Here is a 23951-nt window from a genome sequence, read left to right on the forward strand (position 1 = left end):
ATGTATCTGATAAGTCACATTTAATGACCACACCACTGATTTTCGCAGGGGATGCCATCGCCCTCTCCGTCCATTTTGGTGTTCGGGCAATGTTGCAAAAACCAGATTGCCTCCTCGCAGGAAGTCATCTGGGAACAATGCTGCCGACCATCACACTGGCGAATAAAGGTCGTTGCCTGTGGCCTGCTGACCGTGGTGCTGACCTCCTCCTGATTGAAAGAGGAGACCGGCAAGGGCGCAATCGACTCGGCCGAGAAGCGTGAGTAGATAGAAAAAAGGCCAGCGAGCACCAGCAGGGGAATAAGTTTGCCGCGCCAACTGCTCTTGCTGCGCCGATAGGGCTTACGTCGCTCTCTGGTCGCAGTGGATCGTGGCGGCTGACTTGCCGCCCGCCATGATGGAGTTGCCGATGGTGTTGCTGACCTTGCTGCTGATGATGCAGAAAATGACGCGGCTGCTGGCCCGGCATCCGCCAACGTGAGCGGACGATCGGGGAAAAAGACCTGTAACGCCCTTGGTTTGCCATCCTGGCCACTGCCGATCAGATAGGTGACACGCTCCCCCGGCTCGGGCACGCGGCCATCTGATTGCAGCGCCGTAACGTGCACAAACAGCCCTGCACTGCGTGCTCCATTGATTGCCTGCTCGGCGCCATTTTGCTCCGGCGTAATAAATCCAAAGCCGCGCGCCTCGTTCCAGCTCGCGATCCGTCCCTGATAACGCATCTGTCCATCCTTGTTGTTATCCATGTGAGCACTATCTTGCCAGACAATCATGTTGCCCAAAAGCGCTGCGGCCCGACAGGGGGCCGCAGAGTCAATCTCAACACGGTGCTCGGGCGCAGCCTGCGTTAAGGATCAAGCCAACCGGGACACCTTGATGATCTCGGCGATGCGACCCAGCATCCGCAGCGAGGTGTGATGCTCGGTGGCATCTGCGGCGGCGCAGGCATCCTCCAGAATGGTGATGGCGTAGTCGCGATCGTGACCATCCCGCGCTGCCGCCTGAATGGCCCAGCTGGTGCTCACCCCGCACAGATAGAGGTGGTCGATGTGGTTGGCCCGCAGCGCAGGCTCCAGCGCCGTGCCATAGAAGGGGCTCACTCTGGGCTTGGTCAGCACCAGATCGCCGGGCTGCACATCCAGATCAGGATGAAAGTCGGTGCCGCTGTCAACCAAAGAGAGCGCCCCCAACTGGTGAGCGCGACCAAACATGGGAGACCCCTTGGGTTGCAGCTGATAGCCGCCGTCAAAGCCCACCTTGAGTAGCACCACCAGCCAGCCGTGGGCGCGGGCATGGGCCAGCGCCTGATTGGCATGCGCGATGGCATCCTGCTCCAGCACATGGGCTGCGGAGGCGGCGATGCGCCCGTCGGGATGGGCAATATCGTTGATAAAATCGATCACCAGCAGTGCCTTGTTCATCACCTTTGCTCCTTCGCGCATTCAGCCCGTGCTATCTGGTTTCTACCTGTCAACCAGCCCCAGTGCATAGCGCAGCGCCATCTCCTTGAGCGGGCCAGCTTTATCCGCCAGATTGAGAGCAAGATTGCGGGCCAGCTTGAGCGGGCCAATCTCGTTGCTGAACACCCCGTAGAAGAGATCCATCCCCGACTGCATCAGCAGGTTGTCGGGACGACGGCGTCGCTCGTAACGCTCGGCCAACGCCAGCTGATGCCAGTCGGCGCCAGCTCCTTGCAGCAGATCAGCCCAGCAGGCCACATCCTTGAAGCCGAGGTTGACCCCCTGCCCCGCCAGCGGGTTGATGGTGTGGGCAGCATCGCCAAGCAGCACCACCCGACCGACGTGATAGTTGTTGGCGTGGCGACGCACCAGCGGGAAACTCCCCTTGCCAGTGACGGTAAATCCGCCGAGCCGACTCGGGAAGTGGCGGCGCACTTCGGCGGCAAGCCCTTCGTTGCTCATAGCCGCCAGCGCGCGGATCCGGGCCGGGTTGTCATACCACACCAGGGAGCCGTGCTGGCCGGGCAGCGGCAGGAAGGCGCGCGGGCCGCTCGGGGTGAACTGCTGCCAGGTGATATCTTCCTGCGCAAAGTCGGTGTCGATATTGATCAGCATGCAGTGCTGGCGGTACTCGAAGCGCGATACACCGATACCCGCCAGCTTGCGGGTGTGGGATTCGGCACCGTCACAGGCCAGCACCCAGCGGGCCGCCAGCTCGGTGCCATCATCCAGAGTCAGCACAGCTTCATCCGCACTCTGGCGCAGGCTGGTCACCACCGCCGGGGTGTGGGTCTGGATGGTGGGGAAATCCTCCATCCGTTTGAGCAGGGCGAGCTGCACCAGCCGGTTTTCGATGATGTAGCCGAGCTGGGGCAGACCGAGATCGGCGGAATTGAAGCGGGTGGCAAAACCGTCCAGCTCCCAGGTCTCCAGTCGGCGGTAGGGGCAGAGTCGCATCTGCTGCAGATGGTGCCAGGCACCGGCCTGCTCCAGCAGCGCCACCGAGGCCTGACTGATGGCAGAGACCCGCAGATCCAGCGGCTGCTCCGGCGCGTAATGCTCCGGCAGTTGGGTCTCGATGACCCGAACCGAGAGGCCCTGAGCCGCCAGCAGACAGGCGGTGGCGGCGCCCACCATGCCGGCGCCGACGATGGCGATATCACACTGTTCCATACATTTATTCCTGAAAGGGTGCGTCCGGCGACAGCGCCCGGACGTGAACCGGATGGCAGCATGATAGCGCAAGGGCGACTGATAAACAGTGAGACAAACGGGGAATTGCTGCGTCAAATCAAGGAGAAAGCTTATTGAGCTTACTGGCAACAGGTATCGGGTGAGCACCATTGCCAGCTGGATATTAGCTAGGCAGTATCCAGATTGCGGAGTAAAATGCGCGGTCCTTTGACCATGCCGATTTCAAAACAAGTCAAGAGAAGCAATGAGCAAGAAACTTCACATTAAAACCTGGGGTTGCCAGATGAACGAGTATGACTCGTCCAAAATGGCCGACCTGTTGGATGCCAGCAATGGCTACACCCTTACCGAAGAGCCCGAAGAGGCAGATGTCTTGCTGCTCAATACCTGCTCCATCCGCGAAAAAGCGCAGGAGAAGGTGTTCCACCAGCTGGGACGCTGGAAAAAGCTCAAGGCCAACAAGCCCGGTCTGGTGATCGGCGTGGGTGGCTGCGTTGCCTCTCAGGAGGGCGATGCGATTCGCCAACGCGCTCCCTATGTGGATATCGTGTTCGGCCCGCAGACCCTGCATCGCCTGCCCGCCATGATCAAGGAAGTGCAAGAGGGCCGTGGTGCCCAGGTTGATATCGCCTTCCCCGAGATCGAAAAATTCGACAGCCTGCCCGAACCGCGCGCCGAAGGGGCCACCGCGTTCGTCTCCATCATGGAAGGCTGCTCCAAATACTGTACTTACTGCGTGGTGCCCTACACCCGCGGTGAAGAAGTGAGCCGTCCGCTGGACGACGTGCTCTACGAAATCGCCCAGCTCGCCCAGCAGGGCGTGCGCGAAGTGAACCTGCTCGGCCAGAACGTCAACGCCTACCGCGGTCCGACCTTTGATGGCGGCATTTGCACCTTCGCCGAGCTGCTGCGTCTGGTAGCCGCCATCGACGGTATCGATCGCATTCGCTACACCACCAGCCACCCGATCGAGTTCACCGACGACATCATCGAAGTCTACAAAGACACCCCGGAAGTGGTCAGCTTCCTGCACCTACCGGTGCAGAGCGGCTCCGACCGTATTCTGACCATGATGAAACGCCCGCACACCATCCTGGAGTACAAATCCAAGATCCGTCGCCTGCGTGCCGCCCGTCCCGACATCACCATCAGCTCCGACTTCATCGTTGGCTTCCCGAACGAGACGGACGAAGACTTTGAAGCGACCATGAAGCTGATCGAGGATGTGGGTTTCGACATGAGCTTCAGCTTCATCTTCAGCCCGCGCCCGGGCACCCCGGCCGCCGACATGCCCGACGATGTCGACATGGAAGTGAAGAAAGCCCGTCTGGCCCGCCTGCAGCACGTCATCAACAACCAAGCGATGCAGATTGGCCGCGCCATGCTGGGCACCACCCAGCGCATCCTGGTGGAAGGGCCCTCCAAGCTCGACCCGATGCAGCTGTGTGGCCGCACCGAGAACAACCGGGTGGTCAACTTCGAAGGCCAGCACACCTTGATCGGCGGCTTTGCCGACGTGGAGATCACCGAGGTGCGTCCCAACTCCCTGCGCGGCAAGTTCATCCGCGGCGAGAACGAGATGAACCTGCGGATCGCCACCGCCCCGAGCGAAATCCTGGCCCGTCGCCCGGATAACGTACCGGACGAGCTGGGCGTTGCCGCCTTCACTCCCCATTAATCCCCTCCTCCCCATTCGCCCAGCGGATGGGGAGCGCCTTGAGACGAGGATATTTTGAGCCGACACATCTCGACCCTGAATCTGCATCTGGAGCCCGCCGACAACCAGCGCCTTGCCAGCCTGTGCGGCCCCTTCGATGACAATATCAAGCAGCTGGAGCGCCGCCTCGGCGTCGAGATCAGCTACCGTGACAGCCACTTCCAGCTGGTGGGCAAACCGGCCCAGCTGGATGCCGCCGCCGTCATCCTCAAGCACCTCTATGTGGAAACCCAGCCCCTCAAGGGTGGCAAGGTGACCGACATCACCCCCGACATGGTCCATCTGGCCATTCAGGAGTCGCGGGTGCTGGAGCAGGATGACGAACCGGCGCCGAGCATCCCATATGGCAAGGAGGTGACGGTCAAGACCAAGCGCGGTCTCATCAAACCACGCAGCCCAAATCAGGCCCAGTACATTGCCAATATCGTGCGCCACGACATCTGCTTCGGCATAGGCCCGGCCGGTACCGGCAAGACCTATCTGGCGGTCGCAGCGGCGGTGGATGCGCTGGAGCGTCAGGAAATTCGCCGCATTTTGCTGACCCGTCCGGCGGTGGAAGCGGGGGAGAAGCTCGGCTTCCTGCCCGGCGATCTCTCCCAGAAGGTGGATCCTTACCTGCGCCCGCTCTACGACGCCCTGTTCGAGATGCTGGGTTTTGAGCGGGTGGAGAAGCTGATGGAGCGCAACATCATCGAGGTGGCGCCGCTTGCCTATATGCGCGGAAGAACCCTCAATGACGCCTTTATCATTCTCGATGAGGCCCAGAACACCACCACCGAGCAGATGAAGATGTTCCTCACCCGCATCGGCTTCAACTCCAAGGCCGTGGTCACCGGCGACATCACCCAGGTAGACCTGCCGCGCAACGCCAAATCCGGCCTGCGCCACGCGCTGGAAGTGCTGCCAGGGGTCGATGGTCTGTCGTTCAACTTCTTCGAGTCCAAAGACGTGGTTCGCCACCCGGTGGTGGCCCGCATCGTGCAGGCCTATGAGGCGTTCGATGCCAAACAGGCAGCCGAAAAAGCAGCACCCTATTCCGGCAAAGAGAGTGAGCAATGAGCGTAACCCTGGATCTGCAGCTGGCCAGTGCCAGCACTGACGGCCTGCCCACCGAAGCCCAGCTGCAAGGCTGGCTTGACGGCACCATTCTCGGCTTCCAGCAGGAGGCAGAAGTGACGGTGCGTATCGTCGATGAGGCGGAGAGCAACGAGCTCAATCTCACCTATCGCGGCAAGGACAAGCCCACCAACGTGCTCTCCTTCCCGTTCGAGGCGCCACCCGGTCTGGAGCTGCCGCTGCTCGGCGATCTGGTGATCTGCCGTCAGGTGGTAGAGCGCGAGGCCGAGGAGCAGAACAAGCCCCTGATGGCCCACTGGGCCCACATGGTTGTGCACGGCAGTCTGCATCTGCTAGGTTATGACCATATCGAGGATGAGGAAGCCGAAGAGATGGAAGCGCTTGAGCGCGACATCATGCAGGAGCTAGGTTTTGCCGATCCTTATCTGAACGACGAAGAGTAAAGAACCGGATGGTCATCGTCTTGAAACAGCAGATGGCCATCCTTATATAACCCGAACTATTTCAAGTGTGTTCATACGAGTAACCAAGAGAGAAAATGACCGACGATCACCCTAGTACCGGCTCGCCGAAGAAAACCTGGCTCGACAAACTCAGCCAACTCTTCCAGGGCGAGCCAAAAGACCGCAATGATTTGGTAGACGTGATAGCCGATGCCGAAGAGCGCGACCTCATCGATCAGGACACCAAGGACATGATCGAGGGGGTGCTGGAGATCGCCGATCTTCGCGTGCGCGATATCATGATCCCCCGCTCCCAGATGGTGACCATCGAGAAGTCCCAACCGGTAGATGCAATCCTGCCGGTGATCATCGAGTCCGGTCACTCCCGCTTCCCGGTGATCAACGAGGACAAGGATCATGTGGAGGGCATTCTGCTCGCCAAGGATCTGCTCCCCTTCGGCTTTGGCGGCCATCACGCCAGCGAGCCGCTGCAGCTCGAGAAAATCTTGCGCCCCACGGTGATCGTCCCTGAAAGCAAACGGGTTGACCGTCTGCTCAAGGAGTTCCGCGAAGAGCGCTACCACATGGCCATCGTGGTCGACGAATTTGGTGGCGTCTCCGGTCTGGTGACCATTGAAGACATTCTCGAGCTTATCGTCGGCGAGATAGATGACGAATTCGATGACATCGAGGATGAGCCGGACGAGATCCGCCGCATCAGCAAACGGGTCTTCTCGGTTAGTGCCCTTACCGAGATCGAGGATTTCAACGACTTCTTCGGCACCCAGTTCAGCGATGAAGAGGTGGATACTGTGGGTGGTCTAGTGATGCACGCCTTCAGTCATCTGCCCAAGAAGGGCGAGGAGATCGAGCTGGACGGCTACCTGTTCAAGGTGATGCATGCCGACCGGCGTCGTCTGCAGCAGTTGCAGGTGAAGATCCCGGAGAACCATGTCGTGGCACAATCTGAACCCCAGTAAACTGCCAGCGATCTTTTGACAACGCCCCGCCTGCGGGGCGTTGTGCTATCCGGATGGCGCGAGGCTCGCCGTTAACCGCCGTACGGGGTAAGATACCGGCCATTCGACCCCAGTTGCACACCAAGACGAGCACCATCGCCCGTGAGATTATCCCCTGTTACTTCCAAAATTCTGTTAAGCCTCAGTGCATTGGCCTCTGGCGCCATCGCCGTGCTGGCCTTCTCCCCCTTCGGCTACTGGCCGCTGGTGCTCCCCTCCCTGCTTGGCCTCTATGCCCTGCTGGACAAAGCCACGCCAAAGCAGGCCGCCTGGCGCGGTTTTGGCTACGCCATGGGGCTCTTTTTACCAGGCCTGTGGTGGATCCACGTCAGCATGACCGAATTTGGCGGCATCCCGCTGCCGGTCGCTTTTATACTGCTGGCCGGTCTATCCGCCTATCTGGCGCTCTACCCGACGCTCGCCTGCTGGGTTTTCGCCCGCTTCTTTGGCAGCCGTCACTGGAGCCGCTGGCTGCTCGCCTTTCCGGCACTCTGGCTGCTGGCGGACTGGCTGCGTGGCTGGGTGATGACAGGCTTCCCCTGGCTCTGGTTTGGCTACAGCCAGATCGACGGCCCGCTCAGGGGCTTTGCTCCCATTTTCGGGGTGCAGGGCATCACCCTCGCCCTGTTGCTCTCTGCCTCCGCCATCTGGCTGGTGTGGAAATCCCGCTCCCCGCTCTGGCTGGCAGTGCCCGCTCTGCTGGTAGCCGGTGCCCACGGTCTGATGCAGCTCAGCTGGGTCACCCGTGGCGAGCCGGTCAAGGTAGCACTGGTGCAAGGCAATATCGCCCAGTCCCTCAAGTGGGATCCGGAGGCGCTGGTGCCGACGGTGCGCAAATATCAGGATCTCAGCCGCGAGAATCAGGATGCCGATATCATCGTCTGGCCGGAGTCGGCCATCCCGGCCATCGAGAAGGAGATGGGGCCCTATCTGGAGAGCCTCGACAAGGCGATGAAGGTGAACAACACCGGTCTGCTGGCGGGGATCATTCACTATGATTTCGAGCAACGACGCTTCTTCAATACCGTGCTCGGCATGGGGGTGCAGGATGCGGATGGCAAGGAGTCCTACTTCTACGGGCACCCCAACCGTTACAACAAGTACCACCTGCTGCCCATCGGCGAGTTCGTGCCATTTGAAGATCTGCTGCGTCCCATCGCCCCCTTCTTCAATCTGCCGATGTCCTCTTTCAGCCGGGGCGATGAAGTGCAGCCGAATCTGATCGCCAGAGGGCTCAAGTTCGCCGCCGCCATCTGCTACGAGATCATCTTCCCGGAGGAGGTGCGCCGCAACGTCAATGCCGATACTGACTTCCTGCTGACCGTCTCCAACGATGCCTGGTTCGGCACCAGCATCGGCCCCTGGCAACATATGGAGATCGCCCGGATGCGCGCGCTGGAGCTGGCTCGTCCGCTGCTGCGCGACACCAACACCGGCATCACTATTGTTACCGAGATTGACGGCAGCATCATCGGCCAGATCCCGCAGTTTGAAGCGGGTGTGCTGCGCAGCGAGGTGCGTCCCGCCCACGGCGAGACTCCCTACATGCGCTTTGGCACCTGGCCCCTCTACGGCCTGACCGTGCTGCTGCTGGGTCTGGCGCTGGCGCTGCGCCCCAAGGCACACCCCTGGGCCCGCGAGCTGTAACGACCACCCGCAATCTCCGATAAACAGCGAGGCGCCCACAGGCGCCTCGTTTTTTCATCTCCTCATCAGATCGATATGCCGGAGAAGGACATAAAGCCAAGGGACATCAGCCCCGCCACGATAAAAGTGATACCAATGCCCCGCAGCCCCTCGGGCACATCGGCGTACTTCAGCTTCTGGCGCAGCCCGGCCATGGCGACAATGGCCAGCAGCCAGCCAAGTCCGGAGCCTGCGCTGTAGACTAGCGACTCGATGAAATCATAATCCCGCTGCGCCATAAACATCACCCCTCCAAAGATGGCACAGTGCACCGTCAACAGCGGCAGATAGACGCCAAGAGCGTGATAGAGCGCCGGAACGTACTTGTCGAGCACCATTTCCATCACCTGCACCAGCGCCGCCAGCACCCCGATGTAAATGATGTAATCGAGAAAGCCCAGATCGAATTCACCGAAAAAGGTACTGCCTGCCCGCAAGATATGGCGGTAGATCAGGTTGTTGAGAGGAATGGCGATCACCATCACCACCAGGATCGTCATGCCGAGGCCGAAAGCGGTGTTGATGTTCTTCGAGACGGCCAGAAAGGTACACATCCCCAGAAAGAAGGCCAGGGCGAGGTTCTCGACAAAGATCGAGTGAATAAACAGGTTGAAGTAGTAGTCCATAGGTGTGCTCACCAGGTGTTTGCGCAAAGAGAAAGTCTGCCTCTGGCCGATGGCCAGCAGCATGGACGAAACAACAGAAAGCGCGGACGCAACACCGTACGATATAGCGCAGGCAACAGGTGCAAGCCTGCCCGTCAGTCAATCAGGAGCGTTACAAACCGAGTGAAAAGGTGGATGGGCGCCCGCCAGCAGGGTGAGCTAGTCGCCGTGACAGAAACGATATTGCAGGTGGCGACAGCGCAGCAGCCGTCGGTGCAGATAACCGAAGTAGCCGGGGAGCTGCCTGACATAGAGAAGAGGGAGAACCAGTAGCAGACCGCAGAGCAGGCCGAGGATATCGTGCTGGAACCAGGCCAGCACCATCTGATAGCGCTCGGGATGAGTGGCCCCTTCGAGCCGCCGCCCCAGCTCGAAGCCGAGTCGCCATTGGGAGGTTGGGGGGAGGCCGACACTGTTGACCAATCCCGGATCGGATTGCTCATGCAACTGCATCGAGACCTTCTGCCTGACCGACGCCTGATGAGGTGTTGCAGTGACCCCTACCGCAGCGAAAGCGGCAAACCAAAGCAGGCTGGCGATAGCGAGGGCAATCGTCCAGGTCGACAGTCGACCAGAAGGCAGCAAAGAGTCAGTCCCGTTCAAACAACAAAATGATGCAGGGATGAATGTATCACAACACCTCTTTTTCTTGAATTTTTAACCGCATTGAATGACGTAAAAGCGATACAAAAAATCATCTCACTCAGAAAGCCAGCAATTAAATACCAACATAACAAAGCGGTAGAGTCCCCCTGGCCCACAGTAAAACGGCCACCCGAGGGTGGCCGTTGTCAGCGCTATCTGTGATAAAGCAGTGATGCTACCGGCTCAGAGGCCGACCGCCTCCAGATGCTCCACCAGCAGCTGCACGCTGCGGTTGCCGCGCCACTCGTTGACATCGAGCCGGTAGACCAGCCGCACCCGCTTGACCGAGGCATCGGGCCAGCGCTTGAGATCGACGCCAAAGGCGATGGCATCCACCGCATGGCCAGAATCGGTAGTCAGCATCATCTTGAGGTGCTTCTCCCCCACCAGCCGCTGCTGCACCAGCACGAATTCGCCGTCAAACAGTGGTTCGGGGAAGGCCTGCCCCCAGGGACCGGAGGCACGAATCAACTCCGCCAGCTCGAGGTTTAGCTCGTCCGGCAGCAGCTCGCCGTCGGTGAGCAGCACCCCGGTCAAGAGCTCGGGGGTAACCAGCTCGCCGATGACCGCCTCAAAGGCGCGGCTAAAAGCCTCGATATTGGCCTTGGGCAGGGTCAGCCCCGCCGCCATGGCGTGGCCGCCAAACTTGCCCATCAGGCCCGGATGGCGGGTATCGAGCAGTTCCAGCGCATCGCGCAGGTGCACCCCGGGAATGGAGCGGCCGGAGCCCTTCAGTTCGGTCTCGCTGCTCTCGGCAAAGGCGATGACCGGGCGGTAGTACTTCTCCTTCACCTTGGAGGCCACCAGCCCCACCACCCCCTGATGCCACTCGTCCCGGTGCAGCACTATGCCAGAGGGCACCTCGCCATCGCGAAACCGGATCTGCTCCAGGGTGGCAAGCGCTTCCTGCTGCATCCCCTGCTCGATCTCCTTGCGCTCCTGATTGAGGCTATCCATCTCGGAGGCAAGCTGGCGCGCCAGATTGAGATCATCGCAGAGCAGACAGGCGACCCCGAGGGACATGTCATCGAGGCGCCCTACCGCATTGAGGCGTGGCCCCAGTGCAAAACCGAGGTCGGCGGCGGTGAGGCGACGACCATCGCGGCCCGACACATCCACCAGCGCCTGAATGCCGGGGCGACAACGGCCAGCCCGGATCCGCTGCAACCCCTGATGGACCAGAATGCGGTTGTTGCCATCGAGCGCCACCACATCGGCGACCGTGCCGAGGGCCACCAGATCGAGGTAATCCGCCACATTGGGGGCTCGCAACCCTTGCCGTTCGAACCAGCCGAGCTGGCGCAGATGGGTGTTGAGGGCCGCCATCAGGTAGAAGGCTACCCCCACCCCGGCCAGGGACTTGGAGGGGAAGTCGCAACCGCGCTGGTTAGGGTTGACGATGGCATCGGCATCAGGCAGCTCCTGACCCGGTAAATGGTGATCGGTAACCAGTACCTGCATGCCGGCCGCCTTGGCTGCCGCCACCCCGGCGATGCTGGAGATGCCGTTATCCACCGTGATGAGGAACTCGGCGCCACGGGCCACCGCCAGCTCGACAATTTCAGGGGTAAGGCCGTAGCCAAACTCGAAGCGGTTGGGCACCAGAAAATCGATGTGGCGACCGCCCATGGCGCGCAGGGCCAGCACACACAGCGCCGAACTGGTGGCACCATCGCAGTCGAAGTCGCCGACAATCAGAATCCGTTTCTGGGCGGTCAGGGCATCCGCCAGCAGCGGCACCGCCTGCTCCATGCCATAGAGGCGCTGGGGCGGCAACAGCTGGCTGGCGCTGCGCTCAAGCAGGGCGGGATCCTCTACGCCACGGCTGGCGAAGATTTGACGAAGCAGGGGATGCAAAGTGGCAGGCAGATGGGAATCATCAACTCGCGGACGACGACGGATTTGCAGGGACATCAATATGATCCAGTATCTTGAGCAGCTGTTCGGGGCTCTGATACCCACGCACCAGATCCCCGTCGGAGGAGACCCAGGCCGGCAGTACCTTGACCCCCAACCACTGGCTCAGGCCAATATTCTCGATAAGGGTCTCACTACATTCCTTTTGAGGCAAATAGGCTTTGAAGGGATCATTCTGCAGCAGGGGATCCTTGCACCAGTGGGAAGCCTGTCCGGCATGTTCAATCACAGGGTAGAGCTCGACGCTCACACCGGATGTTTGCAGATGTTGCAACGTGCCAGACAGTTGACGACGAGCGGCATCCTGTTCACCGAAAAAGAGCGCAACCCGATGGCGCTCATTCCTGGCCTTGAGCACGACAGGTGGATGGGTCACCTGGGACAAGCCCAACCGACGCTGCTCGCGCATACCCGAGACGGTAAGGTTCTTCATGTTATGAGTCATATCCAGCATGACCCCCTGCACAACATAGTTCCCCTTGGCATCGCTGTAGAGCACTCCTTGCGAAGTGCCCAACATATAGAGCCCGGGAATGGGGGTCTGTTCCACCAGATAAACAGAGACCCCAAGACGGGCGGTAATGGTCTGTTTTAAGACTTTGGGATCCATCCCTGCTCTGGCAGAAAATGTGCATGCAAGCATCACAACCAGTAGTAAATACTTCATTTTATTGCTCATGCGGCATGAATGAATGGATTCAAGAAGGTACAGCAGCCAAGTTCATTACTCAACTCGCTATTTACAACAAAATCAATATCAGTGAAGAGGAGGAGAAAAAATGTCTCCCCCGATTGCCAAGGGGGCATAACCCCAGCAAGCTAGTCAGGACGACAGGAATAACGCGGCTTAGCCTCTGTTTTTCCTGACAAGAGTTCGCCCTTTGGCAAGGGTTATCAACGCGCTATCTTGTTTAATTTCGGAGGAAATAATGAGTCTGATTCAAGAGTTCAAAGCCTTTGCCGCCCGCGGCAACGTCATCGACATGGCCGTCGGTATCATCATCGGTGCCGCCTTCGGCAAAATTGTCTCCTCCTTCGTCGGTGACGTGATCATGCCGCCCATAGGCCTGATCCTGGGCGGCGTGGACTTCAGCGACCTGGCGGTCACCCTGAAGGCCGCAGAAGGGACAACACCCGCCGTGGTCATCGCCTATGGCAAGTTCATCCAGACCATCATCGACTTTCTGATCATCTCTTTTGCCATCTTCATGGGACTGAAGGCCATCAACACCCTCAAGAAGAAACAAGAAGAGGAAGCCGCCGCCCCGGCAGGCCCGACCAAGGATCAGGAGCTGCTGACCGAGATCCGTGATCTGCTGAAATCCCGGCAAGGGAAATAAGCGCCATCTCCTGTCGTGTAGAGATAAAAAAACCGCCTGCTGGCGGTTTTTTGTTTTTGGGAGGACAGCACTCAGGCTCTGGGGTGGTGCTCACCGTGCAGCGCCTTGAGCCGCTCGTTGGCCACATGGGTGTAGATCTGGGTAGTGGAGAGATCCGCGTGGCCCAGCAGCATCTGCACCACCCGCAGATCGGCGCCGTGGTTGAGCAGATGGGTGGCAAAAGCGTGGCGCAAGGTATGGGGGGAGAGCTCGCCCTGAATGCCGGCACGCTGGGCATAGAGCTTGATGCGATGCCAGAAGGTCTGGCGGGTCATCATGCGCGCCTGCTTGGAGGGAAAGACCACGTCCGAGCTGGTGCCCCCCAGCAGCAGGATGCGGGCCTCGCGGTAGTAACGCTCCAGCCAGTGCATCGCCTCCTCGCCCATTGGCACCAACCGCTCCTTGTTGCCCTTGCCCACCACCCGCACCAAGCCCTGACGCAGGCTGACATGCTCGGCGGTGAGCCCCACCAGCTCGGAAACCCGCAGCCCGGTGGCGTAGAGCAGCTCCAGCATCGCCTTGTCCCGCAACTCCAGCGGGTCATCCACCAGCGGCGCACTCAGCAACGCATCCACCTCCGTTTCGCTTAAATCGGAGGGGAGTTTTTTCGGCAGCTTGGGCCCCTCCAGCAGCACGGTCGGATCATCGCTGCGCAGCTTCTCGCGGTTGAGATACTGATAAAAGCGACGCAGGGCCGACAGAAAGCGGGCGGTGCTGCTGGCCGCAAACTGGTGATCAACCCGCCAGGCGAGGTAGTGCTGGATCTCGTCCATCCCCGCCAGCAGCAGCGAGCTCCCCTGCTCGTCGAGCCAGAGGGAGAACTTCTCCAGATCGCTGCGATAGGAGCTGACCGTGTTGTCAGACAATCCCCGCTCCAGCCAGAGGGCGTCCAGAAAGGGTTCAATCAGGGGGTGGGGGTCGGGTTTGCTCATGGTGCGCTGCAATCAGGGGATCGATGGCCCATTGTAACGCGCCAACTCCTTGGAAAGACAAGGCACTTTCATTGGAAAGATAAGGCTCGTTTGCCACGCCCTTGCCGGGCGGTGAAGGTCGAATGGCAATCTGCTAGACTGGCGCCCTCCCCTTACGTTACCCATCGTGTTGCCAACATGGCGCAGCCCACACGAGCATGCGAGAACGCGCCAAAAGCAAGCGAGAAAGCGCCAACAGAGAGAAGAGCGATGAAGATTGGTCTGTTTTACGGTTCCACCACCTGCTACACCGAGATGGCTGCCGAGAAGATCCGCGCCCTCATCGGCCCCGAGCTGGTGGATATTCACAATATCAAGGATGTCTCCCTGCGCCGGATGGAGGATTACGAGATCCTGATCCTCGGCATCTCCACTTGGGATTTTGGCGAACTGCAGGAGGACTGGGAGTCCCGCTGGGAAGATATCTCCGATCTCCACCTGGAGGGACGCATCGTTGCCCTGTTTGGCCTCGGCGATCAGCTCGGTTATGGCGAATGGTTCCAGGACGCCCTCGGTATGCTGCACGATCAGCTGGTGCCAAAAGGGGTCAAGCTGGTGGGCTACTGGCCCAACGAAGGGTACGAATTCGATGCCTCCAAGGCGCTGATCGACGATGGTCGTCACTTCGTCGGGCTGGCCCTCGATGATGCCAACCAATATGACCAGACCGATCCGCGCATCGAGCAGTGGGTCGAACAGATCCTGAGCGAAATCCACGCCCTGCTCTGATCTTTCCTACGTTTTGGCAAAACGACCCTGAGCGCCTGGCCCTGGCCGCCGGGCGCAGTTATCGCACCGATTTTCTCAATCGGTATCATCGCATGACGCTATAGCGACTTTTTTGTGCTGGTCTGCAACAATGGACTCGACATCCCATAACAATCAGAACCGGATGTCGGAAGCAAACGGACAGACCAGAAAAGGATATTCTATGACTCCATTCTCCCTGTTGGCCCCCGCCATTGCCCGTGACGTGCTCGATCACGCGCTGGCGCTGGGTGCCGATTTTGCCGAGCTGTTTGTCGAGCGAAAGCGCCGCAGCCAGCTCAGCCTGCTCTCCAGCCAGATAGAGAACATCAGCGGCGGCCTCGATTTCGGTATCGGCGTGCGCCTCTGTTACGGCCACAAGGTGCTCTACGGCTACACCAATCTGGCCAGCCGCGACGAACTGCTGCGCATCGTCACCCTGCTGGCGGCCAAAGACCGCCGCGACCCGGTGGTGACCGCCACCGCCTTCGATTTCACCCGCCTGAGCGATCGCAACCCGGTGGCCCTGCCGCTGTCGGCAGACAAGCTGCTGGAGCAGAAGATCGCCTATCTGCACGCCATGGATGCGGTGGTCCGTGCCGAGAGCAGCAAGGTGAGCCAGTTCTCCGGCAACGTGCTGGGCTGGGAGCAGGAGGTGGAGATCTTCAACAGCGAAGGAGTGCAAGTGGCCGATCGCCGCCACTACAACCGCATCATGGCCCAGACCATCGCCATGGAAGGGAGCGAGCAGAGCGTCGGTTACGAGGCCCCCGGCGCCCTGATGGGCTGGGAGCATGCCGATCGCATCGATCCGCGCGAGCTGGCCCTCACCGCCACCCGTCAGGCACTGGTGAAACTGGGCGCGGCTCCCTGCCCGAGCGGCACCCTGCCGGTCATCATGGAGAACGGCTTTGGCGGCGTCATCTTCCACGAGGCGTGCGGCCACCTGCTGGAGACCACCTCGGTAGCCAAGAAGGCCTCTGTATTCCATGACAAGATGGGCCAGCTCATCGCCAATCCGGCAGTCAGCGCTGTGGATGAAGGCTTGCAGAGCAACGCCTGGGGCTCCATCAACGTCGATGACGAGGGGATGGCGACCCAGCACACCCAGCTCATCAAGGACGGCGTACTGACCGGTTTTCTGGTGGACAGAATGGGCGCCCTCAAGACGGGCTACGCCCGCACCGGCTCGGGTCGGCGCGAATCGTACAAGTACGCCCCCACCTCGCGTATGCGCAACACCTATATCGAACCGGGCAACCACAGCCTCGACGATATGCTGGCCACGGTGGAACACGGCATCTACGCCAAGAAGATGGGGGGCGGCTCGGTACAGCCCGGCACCGGCGAGTTCAACTTCAATGTGCAGGAGGCATACCTCATCGAGCACGGCAAAATCACCAAGCCGCTCAAGTCGGCCACCCTTATCGGCACCGGCCCGCAGGTGCTGAAAGAGATCTCCATGGTGGGCAGCAATCTGGCACTGGCCGCCGGCATGTGCGGCTCGGTCTCGGGCTCGGTGCCCACCTCGGTGGGCCAGCCGGCGCTGAAAGTGGACAATATCCTGGTGGGAGGGAACGCCTGATGAGCCAACTCGACATGAACCAACTGCTCACCCGCCTGCTCGACAAGGTGGCCGCCCTCAACGCCGAGGCAGACATCATCGCCAATCAGGAGAAGGCCTTCTCCCTCAAGGCAGACAAGGGCGAGCTGGGTGAATACAAGGTCACCAGCAGCCAGCAGCTCGGCATTCGCCTGATCAAAGAGGGTCGGGTCGGCATCGCCTACTCGGAATCCCTCGATGAGCTGGCGCTGGATGCTATGCTGCAAGATGCCCTCGATGCCAGTCGCTTTGCCAAGGTGGATGCGGATCAGCGCATCTCGGTGGCCAATAGCCGGATCACCACAGATTGCGCCGAGATCAACCAGCCCGATACCACGCCGGTTGAGGAGAAGATCGCTCTGGCCCTGCGCCTCGAATCTGACATGCTGGCCATGCCCGATGTGAGCGGCGCCCCCTACAACAGCTTCTTTGAAGGGGAGAGCCAGCTCTGGCTCGCCAACAGTCAGGGCACTCTCTGCCAGCACGGCGAGTTCAGCGTCGGCTGCTACACCTCGGCGCTGGTGGAGCGGGATGGCCGCCAGTCGATGCACTCGCAGGGGCAGTATGGCCGTCGCTTCGACGAGCTGGATAGCCAACGGCTCATCGAGCAGATCTACGCCATCGCCGATGGCCTGCTGCCCGGTGAAGCGGTGCCGAGTGGTCGCTACAGCGTCATCTTCAGTACCAACTGCTTCGCCAGCCTGTTTGGCTGCTTTCAGGGGGTGCTGTCGGGCAAGTGGGCCCAGCAGGGGATCAACCCCTGGCGCAGCAAGGTCGGCCAGAGCGTGGCGTCACGCTGGCTCACTCTGGAAAGCCGGGTCTATATGCCTGGCGGCATGAACATCAAGGCGTTTGATGGCGAGGGGGCGGCCACTTCGGATCTGCTGCTGATTGGCGAAGGGGAGCTGAAAACCCTGCTCCACAACAGCGCCACCGCCCGCCACTTTGGCGTCGCCAGCAACGGCTCGGCCGCTCGTGGAGCACGCAGTGCCCTTGATGTGACCGCTCGCCATCTGGTGTTTGGCGCGGGCCCCCATAGCGAAGCGGAGGTGCAGAGCGGCGACTATCTGGAGCTGGTCAAGCTGGATGGCCTGCATTCGGGTGCCGATGCGGTGAGCGGCGACTTCTCCTTTGGCGCATCAGGATTTCTCTGCCGCGACGGGGTTCGCCTGCAGCCGGTACGCGGCATCACGGTGGCGGGCAACTTCTACCGCCTGCTGGGTGAGCTGGAGGCGGTCGGCGATATCTTGCACCACAACGATGGCAAGGGCTTCTACGCTCCGCTGATCCGTTTTGGTGGACTCTCCGTCGCGGGCAAGTAATCAAGCCCATCAATAGAGAGAGGCGCCTGAGGGCGCCTCTCTTATTGGCAAGCTGGGTATGAATACCTCTGGCCAAATGGACGATTACGCTTCGCTAATCGTCCCTACAGGTCGGTACATGAAAATGATAATACGTCGATTCAGGGCGAAAGCGGCTCGCGATGATACTCGGCGCAGCCGCATTCGGGGCAGGTATCGAGCTGCTCGGGATGGAGCACGGTATGGCGCCAACCACACTGGTCGCACACCATGACCCCCAGCCCCACCCAGTCGCCCGCCTCATAGACGCCCTTGTGCTCCAGCTCGTCGGCCAGCTCGCGCCACTCCACCTGGGCGCGGTCAGTCACATCCGACAGCCAGGACCAGGCGGTATCTTTGAGCGCCAGCATAAAGGCAGACTCCTCCACCTGCTCATCCTTGCGCCCCTCGTCATAGTTGCCCAGATCCCGCTTCACATACTCGGCGATCAGCGCCAGCTCGTCCTGAGTGAGGTCACTGGCCGCCTCCAGATAGGCCTGCACCTTGGCAATCATCCGGTTGAGGCGCTCCCCCTGGAACTGCTCTGTCTCTTGCCACTGCTTTTGCAGTTCGGCAATGAAGGTTTCATACCCTTTTTGACGTTTGTCCATGGCTGTTACTCCTCTGCTAAATCCCTTTCTGGCCCGGCTTCAGGCTTGACGGATGCTGGCGGTTGTTGCCGCCGCAGGATATGGGTATTCTATTGCGATTTCCCAGCTGATTTATCTATTCATTTCACAGATCCGGATGTCACCAATGCAAGAGCAATACGTTCCCCAATCAATCGAACCAGCAGTGCAGAAGCACTGGGATGCCAAGAAAACCTTCAAGGCCGTGGAGAAAGTAGACAAAGAGAAGTTCTACTGCCTCTCCATGTTCCCCTATCCGTCTGGTCGTCTACACATGGGGCACGTTCGCAACTACACCATAGGTGATGTGATCTCCCGTTATCAACGCCTCAATGGCAAGAACGTGCTGCAACCCATCGGTTGGGATGCCTTCGGTCTGCCGGCGGAAAACGCCGCCATCAAGAACAACACAGCGCCGGCCCCCTGGACCTACGAAAACATCGAATACATGAAGAACCAGCTGAAGATGCTGGGTCTGGGTTATGACTGGGATCGTGAAGTCGCCACCTGCAAGCCGGATTACTACCGCTGGGAGCAGTGGTTCTTCACCAAGCTCTACGAGAAGGGTCTGGTCTACAAGAAGACCTCCTCCGTCAACTGGTGCCCGAACGACATGACCGTCCTGGCCAACGAGCAGGTGGTCGACAACTGCTGCTGGCGCTGTGACACCCCGGTGGAGCAGAAAGAGATCCCCCAGTGGTTCATCAAGATCACCGACTACGCCGAAGAGCTGCTCAACGATATCGACAACCTCGAAGGCTGGCCGGAGATGGTCAAGACCATGCAGCGCAACTGGATTGGCCGCTCCGAAGGGGTCAACATCAGCTTCGCCATCGAGGGTCAGGCTGATCAGCTGGAGGTCTACACCACCCGTCCGGACACCTTCATGGGCGTGACTTATGTCGGTATCGCCGCTGGCCACCCGCTGGCCCTGCAGGCCGCCGAAAACAATCCGGAACTGGCAGCCTTTATCGAAGAGTGCAAGAACACCAAGGTAGCCGAAGCCGAACTGGCCACCATGGAGAAGAAGGGCATGGCCACCGGCCTCTACGCCATTCACCCGCTGGATGGCCGCAAGGTACCGGTCTGGGTCGCCAACTTCGTGCTGATGAACTACGGCACCGGCGCCGTGATGGCGGTTCCGGCCCACGATCAACGTGACTTCGAATTCGCCACCAAATATGGCCTCGACATCAAGGCGGTCATCAAGCCGGTTGATGGCGACGTCGACGTGAGCGAAGCCGCTTACACCGAGAAGGGCGTGCTGTTCAACTCCGGCGAGTTTGACGGTCTCGACTTCCAGGGCGCCTTTGATGCCATCGCCAACAAGCTGGAAACACTGGGCAAGGGCAAGCGCACCGTCAACTACCGTCTGCGTGACTGGGGTGTCTCCCGTCAGCGTTACTGGGGTGCCCCCATCCCGATGCTGACCCTGGCTGACGGCTCCGTGGTGCCGACGCCGGAAGACCAACTGCCGGTGCTGCTGCCGGAAGATGTGGTGATGGATGGTATCCAGAGCCCGATCAAGGCCGACGCCGAGTGGGCCAAGACCACCTACAACGGTCAGGAAGCGTTCCGCGAGACCGATACCTTCGACACCTTTATGGAGTCCTCCTGGTACTACGCGCGCTACTGCTCCCCGGACTACGACAAGGGCATGCTGGATCCGGCGGCTGCCAACCACTGGCTGCCGGTGGATCAGTACATCGGCGGTATCGAACACGCCTGTATGCACCTGCTCTATGCCCGCTTCTTCCACAAGCTGCTGCGTGACGCGGGTCTGGTCAACAGCGACGAGCCGTTCAAGCGCCTGCTCTGCCAGGGCATGGTGCTGGCCGACGCCTTCTACTACAAAGACGAGAAGGGCGGCAACGTCTGGGTCAGCCCGACCGACGTCAAGGTAGAGCGTGACGAGAAGGGTCGCATCACCAAGGCCATCGACCTTGAGGGTCGCGAAGTGATCCACTCCGGCATGACCAAGATGTCCAAGTCCAAGAACAACGGCATCGACCCGCAGCTGATGGTCGAGCGTTACGGCGCTGATACCGTCCGTCTGTTCATGATGTTCGCCTCTCCGGCCGAGATGACCCTGGAGTGGTCCGACTCTGGCGTAGAGGGTGCCCAGCGCTTCCTGCGTCGCCTGTGGCGCACTACCTTCGAGCACGTCTCCGGTGGCGCCGTTGCCTCGCTGGATCTGGCAGCCCTCTCCAACGAGCAGAAAGCGGTACGCCGCGAACTGCACAAGACCATCGCCAAGGTGAGCGACGACGTGGGTCGCCGTCAGACCTTCAACACCGCCATTGCCGCCATCATGGAGCTGATGAACAATCTCTCCAAACTCGGCAACGACGAGCAGGACCGCGCCCTGATGCAGGAAGCGCTGGAAGCTGTGGTAGTCATGCTCTACCCCATCACTCCGCACATCGGCTTCGAGCTGTGGAAGATGCTGGGCAAGGGCGACGACATCGATCACGCAGCCTGGCCGGTGGCCGATGAAGCGGCCATGGTCGAGACCGAGAAGCTGGTGGTGGTACAGATCAACGGCAAGATGCGCGGCAAGCTGACCGTGCCGGCCGAGATCAGCCAGGCCGACGTCGAGAAGCTGGCAATGGCCGATGCCTCCGTACAGAAGTTCACCGACGGGCTGACCGTGCGCAAGGTGATCTATGTACCTGGCAAGCTGCTCAACATTGTCGCTAACTAATTGGCTGCCAGCTGATCATTGTCAATCTGTGACAGCAAACGGATGATAACGGCGGGCCCTGCGCCCGCCGCTTTCCCTTAATGCAAAGAGGATTTTCTATGGGCACCATCTTCACCCGCTGGATGGCCATCGTGCTGGCGGGTCTGCTGATGCAAGGCTGCGGCTTTCACATGCGCGGCACCGGCATCCCGGCCGAGCTGATGACCATGAAGGTCGTGGGCGACAACAAGAGCGACTTCTACCGGCTGGTGACCACCCGCCTGAAGGCCTCTGGCGTAACCCTGGCTGACAAGGAGGGCATTCCCGTGCTCACTCTGGGCATCATTCGCAGCTCCAGCCAGGTCGCCTCGGTCAACGCGCTGGGGACGGACACCGAATATGTGCTGGGCTTCACGACCCAGTTCACCATCTCGGCCCCGGGCAAGCCGACCCAGGTCTTCCCCATCAACTTCAACCGCAGCTTCCTCAACAAGCCGGATGCAGCTCTCGCCTCCTCTCGTGAACAGGAGCAGCTCAATCGCGAGATGCAGGAGCAGGCGGCCAATCAGGTGATCCGGCAGTTGAGCCAGGTCAGCTTCTGATGCGAGTATTTTGATGAGAGTCTACCCGGAACAATTTGGTGACCACCTCAAAGCAGGGCTTCGGCCCTGCTATCTCGTTTTTGGCGACGAGCCTCTGTTACGGCTGGAAGCCATCGACGCCATCCGTCAGATCGCCCGCAAACAGGGATTCGATGAGCGCCACACCTTTGTGGTCGAAGCCGGTCTGGACTGGAATCAGGTCTATGACGCCTGTCAGGCCATGAGCCTCTTCTCAGCCCGCCAGATCATCGAGCTGGAGCTGCCCGCCAAGGTCGACAAGGATCTGGCCGCCCGTATCAGCGAAATCGGCAAGCAGCTCCATCCAGACCTGCTGCTGGTGCTGAGCGGCGGTCGCCTCAACCAGACCCAGATGAAGGCAGCCTGGTTCGATAAGCTCTACCAGATTGGCACCTATGTGCCGGTCAACCATCCGGAACCCAAATTCTTCCCGCGCTGGATGAGCGCCCGTTTTGCGCGTTTTGGCCTCAAGGCGCTGCCGGATGCCATCAACTTCATGTGCCACTCCTACGAGGGCAACCTGCTGGCGGCGAGTCAGGAGATCGAGAAGCTGACCCTGCTCTCGCCGCCCCAACCCATCAGCGTTACCTATCTGCAGGAAACCATCATCCGTCACGCCCACTTCACCCCGTTCCAGCTGGTCGATACCCTGCTGGAGGGGAAGGTGAACCGGGCCCAGCGGATCCTGGCCGCCCTGCGGGCAGAAGGCACCGAGCCGGGGATGCTGGCATGGACCCTCTGCCGCGAGCTGGAGCAGCTGACAGAACTGTCGCTGGCGATGCGCAACGGCCAGCCGCTGGGGGAGCACTTCAGCCGCTTGCGCATCTGGCAAAGCCGCCAGCAACTCATTCAACAGGCGCTGACTCGCCTCCCCTTCGCCAAGCTGCAGCAACTGTGGCTGCTGATGGCCCAGCTGGATGACGCCCAGCGCCGCTTTGATACCGAGCAAGCCTGGCTGATGCTGCAGACCATCGCCCTTGGCTTTCGTGATGGCACCCCACTGCCGCTGGTCATGGAGAGCAGCCCATGCTGAAGCGTTCTGGCAGCTCGCTGCAGGCACCTGTCGGCTTGCTTGGCGGTACCTTCGACCCCGTTCATATCGGCCATCTGCGCCCCGCCATCGAGGCCCGCGATGCCATTGGTCTGGCCGAAGTGCGGCTGATCCCGAACCATATCCCGCCCCACCGCGCCAACCCGTTCTGCTCCAGCGAACAGCGCCTCGCCATGGTCAAACTGGCGGCGGCGGAGAACCACCACTTTGTGGTGGATGAGCGGGAGCTGCGACGGGACAAGCCCTCTTACACCATCGATACCCTGATCGAGCTGCGTCAGGAGCTGCCCGATACGCCGCTATGTTTTCTGATGGGGATGGATTCCCTGCTGAGCCTGCCAGGCTGGCACCGCTGGCAGGAGCTGCTCGACTATGCCCATCTGGTGGTGAGCACCCGCCCCGGCTGGCAACCCGATTATCCGGCCGAGGTGGCGCAGCTGCTAGCCAGTCATCAGGTCAAAGAGGTCGAAGCCCTGCGTCGGCAACGGGCTGGCTATATCTGGCTGGCCAGCAACCAGCCCATTGAATTGTCTGCCACCTGGCTGCGCCAACTGCTGGCGGCGGGAGAAGATCCCCGCTACCTCTTGCCCGAGCCGGTTGCGCACTATATTGATCAACAGGGGCTCTACCGCGCCATTTGCCGGTAAGACTTCCCGGCGGCTCCGTTCCGATAGGAAACGGGAGTGACCATGATATAATCCGCCGCCCTCACGCTGTCAGGCGCCGGAATACAGGAGAGACTCATTGCAAGGCCAAGAACTGCACGCCTTTATCATCGACAAGATCGATGACATGAAAGGCCGCGACATCATCACCCTCGATGTACGCGGCAAATCCAGCATCACTGACACCATGATCGTCTGCTCCGGCAACTCCAGTCGTCACGTCAGCGCCATCGCCAACCATCTGGCCAGTGAGGCCCGCCATGCCGGGCTTGATCTACTGAGCGTGGAAGGTGAATCTGGCAGCGAGTGGGTGCTGGTAGATATGGGCTCGGTGATCGTGCATGTGATGCAGGATGAATATCGTGACTTCTACCAACTGGAAAAACTGTGGAGCGGTGCCGCTCAGATGAACACGCAATAACGAGAGCAGCAACGTA

Annotated in this window: 23 protein-coding genes; 14 read left to right on the forward strand and 9 right to left on the reverse strand. The window is 60.3% G+C overall.

Features of this window, described 5'->3' with window-relative positions; all coding sequences use genetic code 11:
* Positions 1–20 precede the first annotated feature (20 nt).
* The 3 genes from G5154_RS07765 to G5154_RS07775 all read right to left on the reverse strand — a co-directional run bounded on the left by G5154_RS07765 (position 21) and on the right by G5154_RS07775 (position 2636).
* A complete protein-coding gene (locus G5154_RS07765) occupies positions 21–725 on the reverse strand; it encodes a cold shock domain-containing protein (RefSeq protein WP_421250715.1) in 705 nt (234 codons plus the stop codon).
* Positions 726–857: 132 nt separating this feature from the next.
* Positions 858–1424 (reverse strand): cysteine hydrolase family protein, encoded by a 567-nt coding sequence (locus tag G5154_RS07770; RefSeq protein WP_407956936.1) that lies wholly within the window; start codon positions 1422–1424, stop codon positions 858–860.
* 42 nt (positions 1425–1466) lie between these two features.
* The gene (locus G5154_RS07775) at positions 1467–2636 is read right to left on the reverse strand and encodes an FAD-dependent oxidoreductase (RefSeq protein ID WP_421250673.1); all 1170 of its coding nucleotides are present in this window, start codon (positions 2634–2636) and stop codon (positions 1467–1469) included.
* Between the two features lie 265 nt (positions 2637–2901).
* On the opposite strand from G5154_RS07775, the gene miaB reads away from it, so the two are divergent.
* From miaB to lnt, 5 genes are all read left to right on the forward strand, one after another.
* Positions 2902–4335, forward strand: a complete 1434-nt coding sequence (miaB, locus tag G5154_RS07780; RefSeq protein WP_421250674.1) for a tRNA (N6-isopentenyl adenosine(37)-C2)-methylthiotransferase MiaB — start codon at positions 2902–2904, stop codon at positions 4333–4335.
* 54 nt (positions 4336–4389) lie between these two features.
* Complete coding sequence (locus G5154_RS07785) at positions 4390–5433, forward strand: PhoH family protein (RefSeq protein ID WP_158112964.1); 1044 nt, start codon at positions 4390–4392, stop codon at positions 5431–5433.
* Positions 5430–5894, forward strand: a complete 465-nt coding sequence (ybeY, locus tag G5154_RS07790) for an rRNA maturation RNase YbeY (protein WP_101529543.1) — start codon at positions 5430–5432, stop codon at positions 5892–5894. Before G5154_RS07785 ends, ybeY begins: the two co-directional genes overlap by 4 nt.
* A gap of 95 nt (positions 5895–5989) precedes the next feature.
* A complete protein-coding gene (gene corC / locus G5154_RS07795; RefSeq protein WP_421212316.1) occupies positions 5990–6874 on the forward strand; it encodes a CNNM family magnesium/cobalt transport protein CorC in 885 nt (294 codons plus the stop codon).
* A gap of 141 nt (positions 6875–7015) precedes the next feature.
* The gene (lnt, locus tag G5154_RS07800; protein WP_236348385.1) at positions 7016–8560 is read left to right on the forward strand and encodes an apolipoprotein N-acyltransferase; all 1545 of its coding nucleotides are present in this window, start codon (positions 7016–7018) and stop codon (positions 8558–8560) included.
* A 65-nt stretch (positions 8561–8625) separates the two neighbouring features.
* Here the strand turns inward: lnt and nqrE are convergent, their stop codons facing one another.
* The 4 genes from nqrE to G5154_RS07820 form a co-directional block, all read right to left on the reverse strand.
* Positions 8626–9225 (reverse strand): NADH:ubiquinone reductase (Na(+)-transporting) subunit E, encoded by a 600-nt coding sequence (gene nqrE, locus G5154_RS07805; protein WP_421250716.1) that lies wholly within the window; start codon positions 9223–9225, stop codon positions 8626–8628.
* Between the two features lie 198 nt (positions 9226–9423).
* Complete coding sequence (locus G5154_RS07810; RefSeq protein WP_236348389.1) at positions 9424–9849, reverse strand: hypothetical protein; 426 nt, start codon at positions 9847–9849, stop codon at positions 9424–9426.
* A gap of 243 nt (positions 9850–10092) precedes the next feature.
* A complete protein-coding gene (gene recJ / locus G5154_RS07815; protein ID WP_421250675.1) occupies positions 10093–11823 on the reverse strand; it encodes a single-stranded-DNA-specific exonuclease RecJ in 1731 nt (576 codons plus the stop codon).
* Positions 11789–12436 (reverse strand): disulfide isomerase DsbC N-terminal domain-containing protein, encoded by a 648-nt coding sequence (locus G5154_RS07820; protein ID WP_421244189.1) that lies wholly within the window; start codon positions 12434–12436, stop codon positions 11789–11791. Before G5154_RS07820 ends, recJ begins: the two co-directional genes overlap by 35 nt.
* Before the next feature lie 319 nt (positions 12437–12755).
* On the opposite strand from G5154_RS07820, the gene mscL reads away from it, so the two are divergent.
* Complete coding sequence (gene mscL, locus G5154_RS07825) at positions 12756–13166, forward strand: large-conductance mechanosensitive channel protein MscL (protein WP_005348065.1); 411 nt, start codon at positions 12756–12758, stop codon at positions 13164–13166.
* Between the two features lie 71 nt (positions 13167–13237).
* Here the strand turns inward: mscL and xerD are convergent, their stop codons facing one another.
* Positions 13238–14137: a site-specific tyrosine recombinase XerD gene (gene xerD / locus G5154_RS07830; protein WP_421250676.1), complete on the reverse strand. Its 900-nt coding sequence runs from the start codon at positions 14135–14137 to the stop codon at positions 13238–13240.
* Positions 14138–14386: 249 nt separating this feature from the next.
* Here xerD and fldB point away from each other — a divergent pair, with 249 nt between their 5' ends.
* The 3 genes from fldB to G5154_RS07845 all read left to right on the forward strand — a co-directional run bounded on the left by fldB (position 14387) and on the right by G5154_RS07845 (position 17848).
* On the forward strand, positions 14387–14905 hold the full coding sequence (gene fldB, locus G5154_RS07835; protein ID WP_139710032.1) for a flavodoxin FldB: 519 nt from the start codon (positions 14387–14389) through the stop codon (positions 14903–14905).
* Positions 14906–15107: 202 nt separating this feature from the next.
* Positions 15108–16508: a TldD/PmbA family protein gene (locus tag G5154_RS07840; RefSeq protein ID WP_421250677.1), complete on the forward strand. Its 1401-nt coding sequence runs from the start codon at positions 15108–15110 to the stop codon at positions 16506–16508.
* Complete coding sequence (locus tag G5154_RS07845; RefSeq protein ID WP_421250678.1) at positions 16508–17848, forward strand: TldD/PmbA family protein; 1341 nt, start codon at positions 16508–16510, stop codon at positions 17846–17848. Before G5154_RS07840 ends, G5154_RS07845 begins: the two co-directional genes overlap by 1 nt.
* Before the next feature lie 140 nt (positions 17849–17988).
* Here the strand turns inward: G5154_RS07845 and G5154_RS07850 are convergent, their stop codons facing one another.
* Positions 17989–18477 carry a zinc ribbon-containing protein gene (locus tag G5154_RS07850; protein WP_421250679.1) on the reverse strand — a complete coding sequence of 163 codons (489 nt, stop codon included), beginning with the start codon at positions 18475–18477 and terminating at the stop codon, positions 17989–17991.
* Positions 18478–18622: 145 nt separating this feature from the next.
* On the opposite strand from G5154_RS07850, the gene leuS reads away from it, so the two are divergent.
* The 5 genes from leuS to rsfS all read left to right on the forward strand — a co-directional run bounded on the left by leuS (position 18623) and on the right by rsfS (position 23935).
* On the forward strand, positions 18623–21199 hold the full coding sequence (gene leuS, locus G5154_RS07855; protein ID WP_421250680.1) for a leucine--tRNA ligase: 2577 nt from the start codon (positions 18623–18625) through the stop codon (positions 21197–21199).
* A 98-nt stretch (positions 21200–21297) separates the two neighbouring features.
* Positions 21298–21780: an LPS assembly lipoprotein LptE gene (gene lptE / locus G5154_RS07860; RefSeq protein WP_005348079.1), complete on the forward strand. Its 483-nt coding sequence runs from the start codon at positions 21298–21300 to the stop codon at positions 21778–21780.
* Between the two features lie 13 nt (positions 21781–21793).
* A complete protein-coding gene (gene holA / locus G5154_RS07865) occupies positions 21794–22831 on the forward strand; it encodes a DNA polymerase III subunit delta (RefSeq protein WP_216978175.1) in 1038 nt (345 codons plus the stop codon).
* Complete coding sequence (gene nadD / locus G5154_RS07870; protein WP_421244184.1) at positions 22825–23496, forward strand: nicotinate-nucleotide adenylyltransferase; 672 nt, start codon at positions 22825–22827, stop codon at positions 23494–23496. The genes holA and nadD overlap by 7 nt, the downstream gene beginning before the upstream one ends.
* A 97-nt stretch (positions 23497–23593) precedes the next feature.
* Positions 23594–23935, forward strand: coding sequence for a ribosome silencing factor (rsfS, locus tag G5154_RS07875; RefSeq protein ID WP_421250681.1), 342 nt, complete (start codon positions 23594–23596; stop codon positions 23933–23935).
* Positions 23936–23951: the final 16 nt, after the last annotated feature.

The organism is Aeromonas sp. 600527, from assembly GCF_049175415.1.
GTDB classification, from domain to species: domain Bacteria; phylum Pseudomonadota; class Gammaproteobacteria; order Enterobacterales; family Aeromonadaceae; genus Aeromonas; species Aeromonas veronii_A.

Excerpts from the sequence above, each read along its gene's own strand:
- G5154_RS07765 (WP_421250715.1), bottom strand. The coding sequence starts at position 725 with ATGCGTTATCAGGGACGGATCGCGAGCTGGAACGAGGCGCGCGGCTTT.
- G5154_RS07770 (WP_407956936.1), bottom strand. The coding sequence starts at position 1,424 with ATGAACAAGGCACTGCTGGTGATCGATTTTATCAACGATATTGCCCAT.
- G5154_RS07775 (WP_421250673.1), bottom strand. The coding sequence starts at position 2,636 with ATGGAACAGTGTGATATCGCCATCGTCGGCGCCGGCATGGTGGGCGCC.
- miaB (WP_421250674.1), top strand. The coding sequence starts at position 2,902 with ATGAGCAAGAAACTTCACATTAAAACCTGGGGTTGCCAGATGAACGAG.
- ybeY (WP_101529543.1), top strand. The coding sequence starts at position 5,430 with ATGAGCGTAACCCTGGATCTGCAGCTGGCCAGTGCCAGCACTGACGGC.
- corC (WP_421212316.1), top strand. The coding sequence starts at position 5,990 with ATGACCGACGATCACCCTAGTACCGGCTCGCCGAAGAAAACCTGGCTC.
- nqrE (WP_421250716.1), bottom strand. The coding sequence starts at position 9,225 with ATGGACTACTACTTCAACCTGTTTATTCACTCGATCTTTGTCGAGAAC.
- recJ (WP_421250675.1), bottom strand. The coding sequence starts at position 11,823 with ATGTCCCTGCAAATCCGTCGTCGTCCGCGAGTTGATGATTCCCATCTG.
- G5154_RS07820 (WP_421244189.1), bottom strand. The coding sequence starts at position 12,436 with ATGGATCCCAAAGTCTTAAAACAGACCATTACCGCCCGTCTTGGGGTC.
- mscL (WP_005348065.1), top strand. The coding sequence starts at position 12,756 with ATGAGTCTGATTCAAGAGTTCAAAGCCTTTGCCGCCCGCGGCAACGTC.
- xerD (WP_421250676.1), bottom strand. The coding sequence starts at position 14,137 with ATGAGCAAACCCGACCCCCACCCCCTGATTGAACCCTTTCTGGACGCC.
- fldB (WP_139710032.1), top strand. The coding sequence starts at position 14,387 with ATGAAGATTGGTCTGTTTTACGGTTCCACCACCTGCTACACCGAGATG.
- G5154_RS07840 (WP_421250677.1), top strand. The coding sequence starts at position 15,108 with ATGACTCCATTCTCCCTGTTGGCCCCCGCCATTGCCCGTGACGTGCTC.
- G5154_RS07845 (WP_421250678.1), top strand. The coding sequence starts at position 16,508 with ATGAGCCAACTCGACATGAACCAACTGCTCACCCGCCTGCTCGACAAG.
- G5154_RS07850 (WP_421250679.1), bottom strand. The coding sequence starts at position 18,477 with ATGGACAAACGTCAAAAAGGGTATGAAACCTTCATTGCCGAACTGCAA.
- leuS (WP_421250680.1), top strand. The coding sequence starts at position 18,623 with ATGCAAGAGCAATACGTTCCCCAATCAATCGAACCAGCAGTGCAGAAG.
- lptE (WP_005348079.1), top strand. The coding sequence starts at position 21,298 with ATGGGCACCATCTTCACCCGCTGGATGGCCATCGTGCTGGCGGGTCTG.
- holA (WP_216978175.1), top strand. The coding sequence starts at position 21,794 with ATGAGAGTCTACCCGGAACAATTTGGTGACCACCTCAAAGCAGGGCTT.
- nadD (WP_421244184.1), top strand. The coding sequence starts at position 22,825 with ATGCTGAAGCGTTCTGGCAGCTCGCTGCAGGCACCTGTCGGCTTGCTT.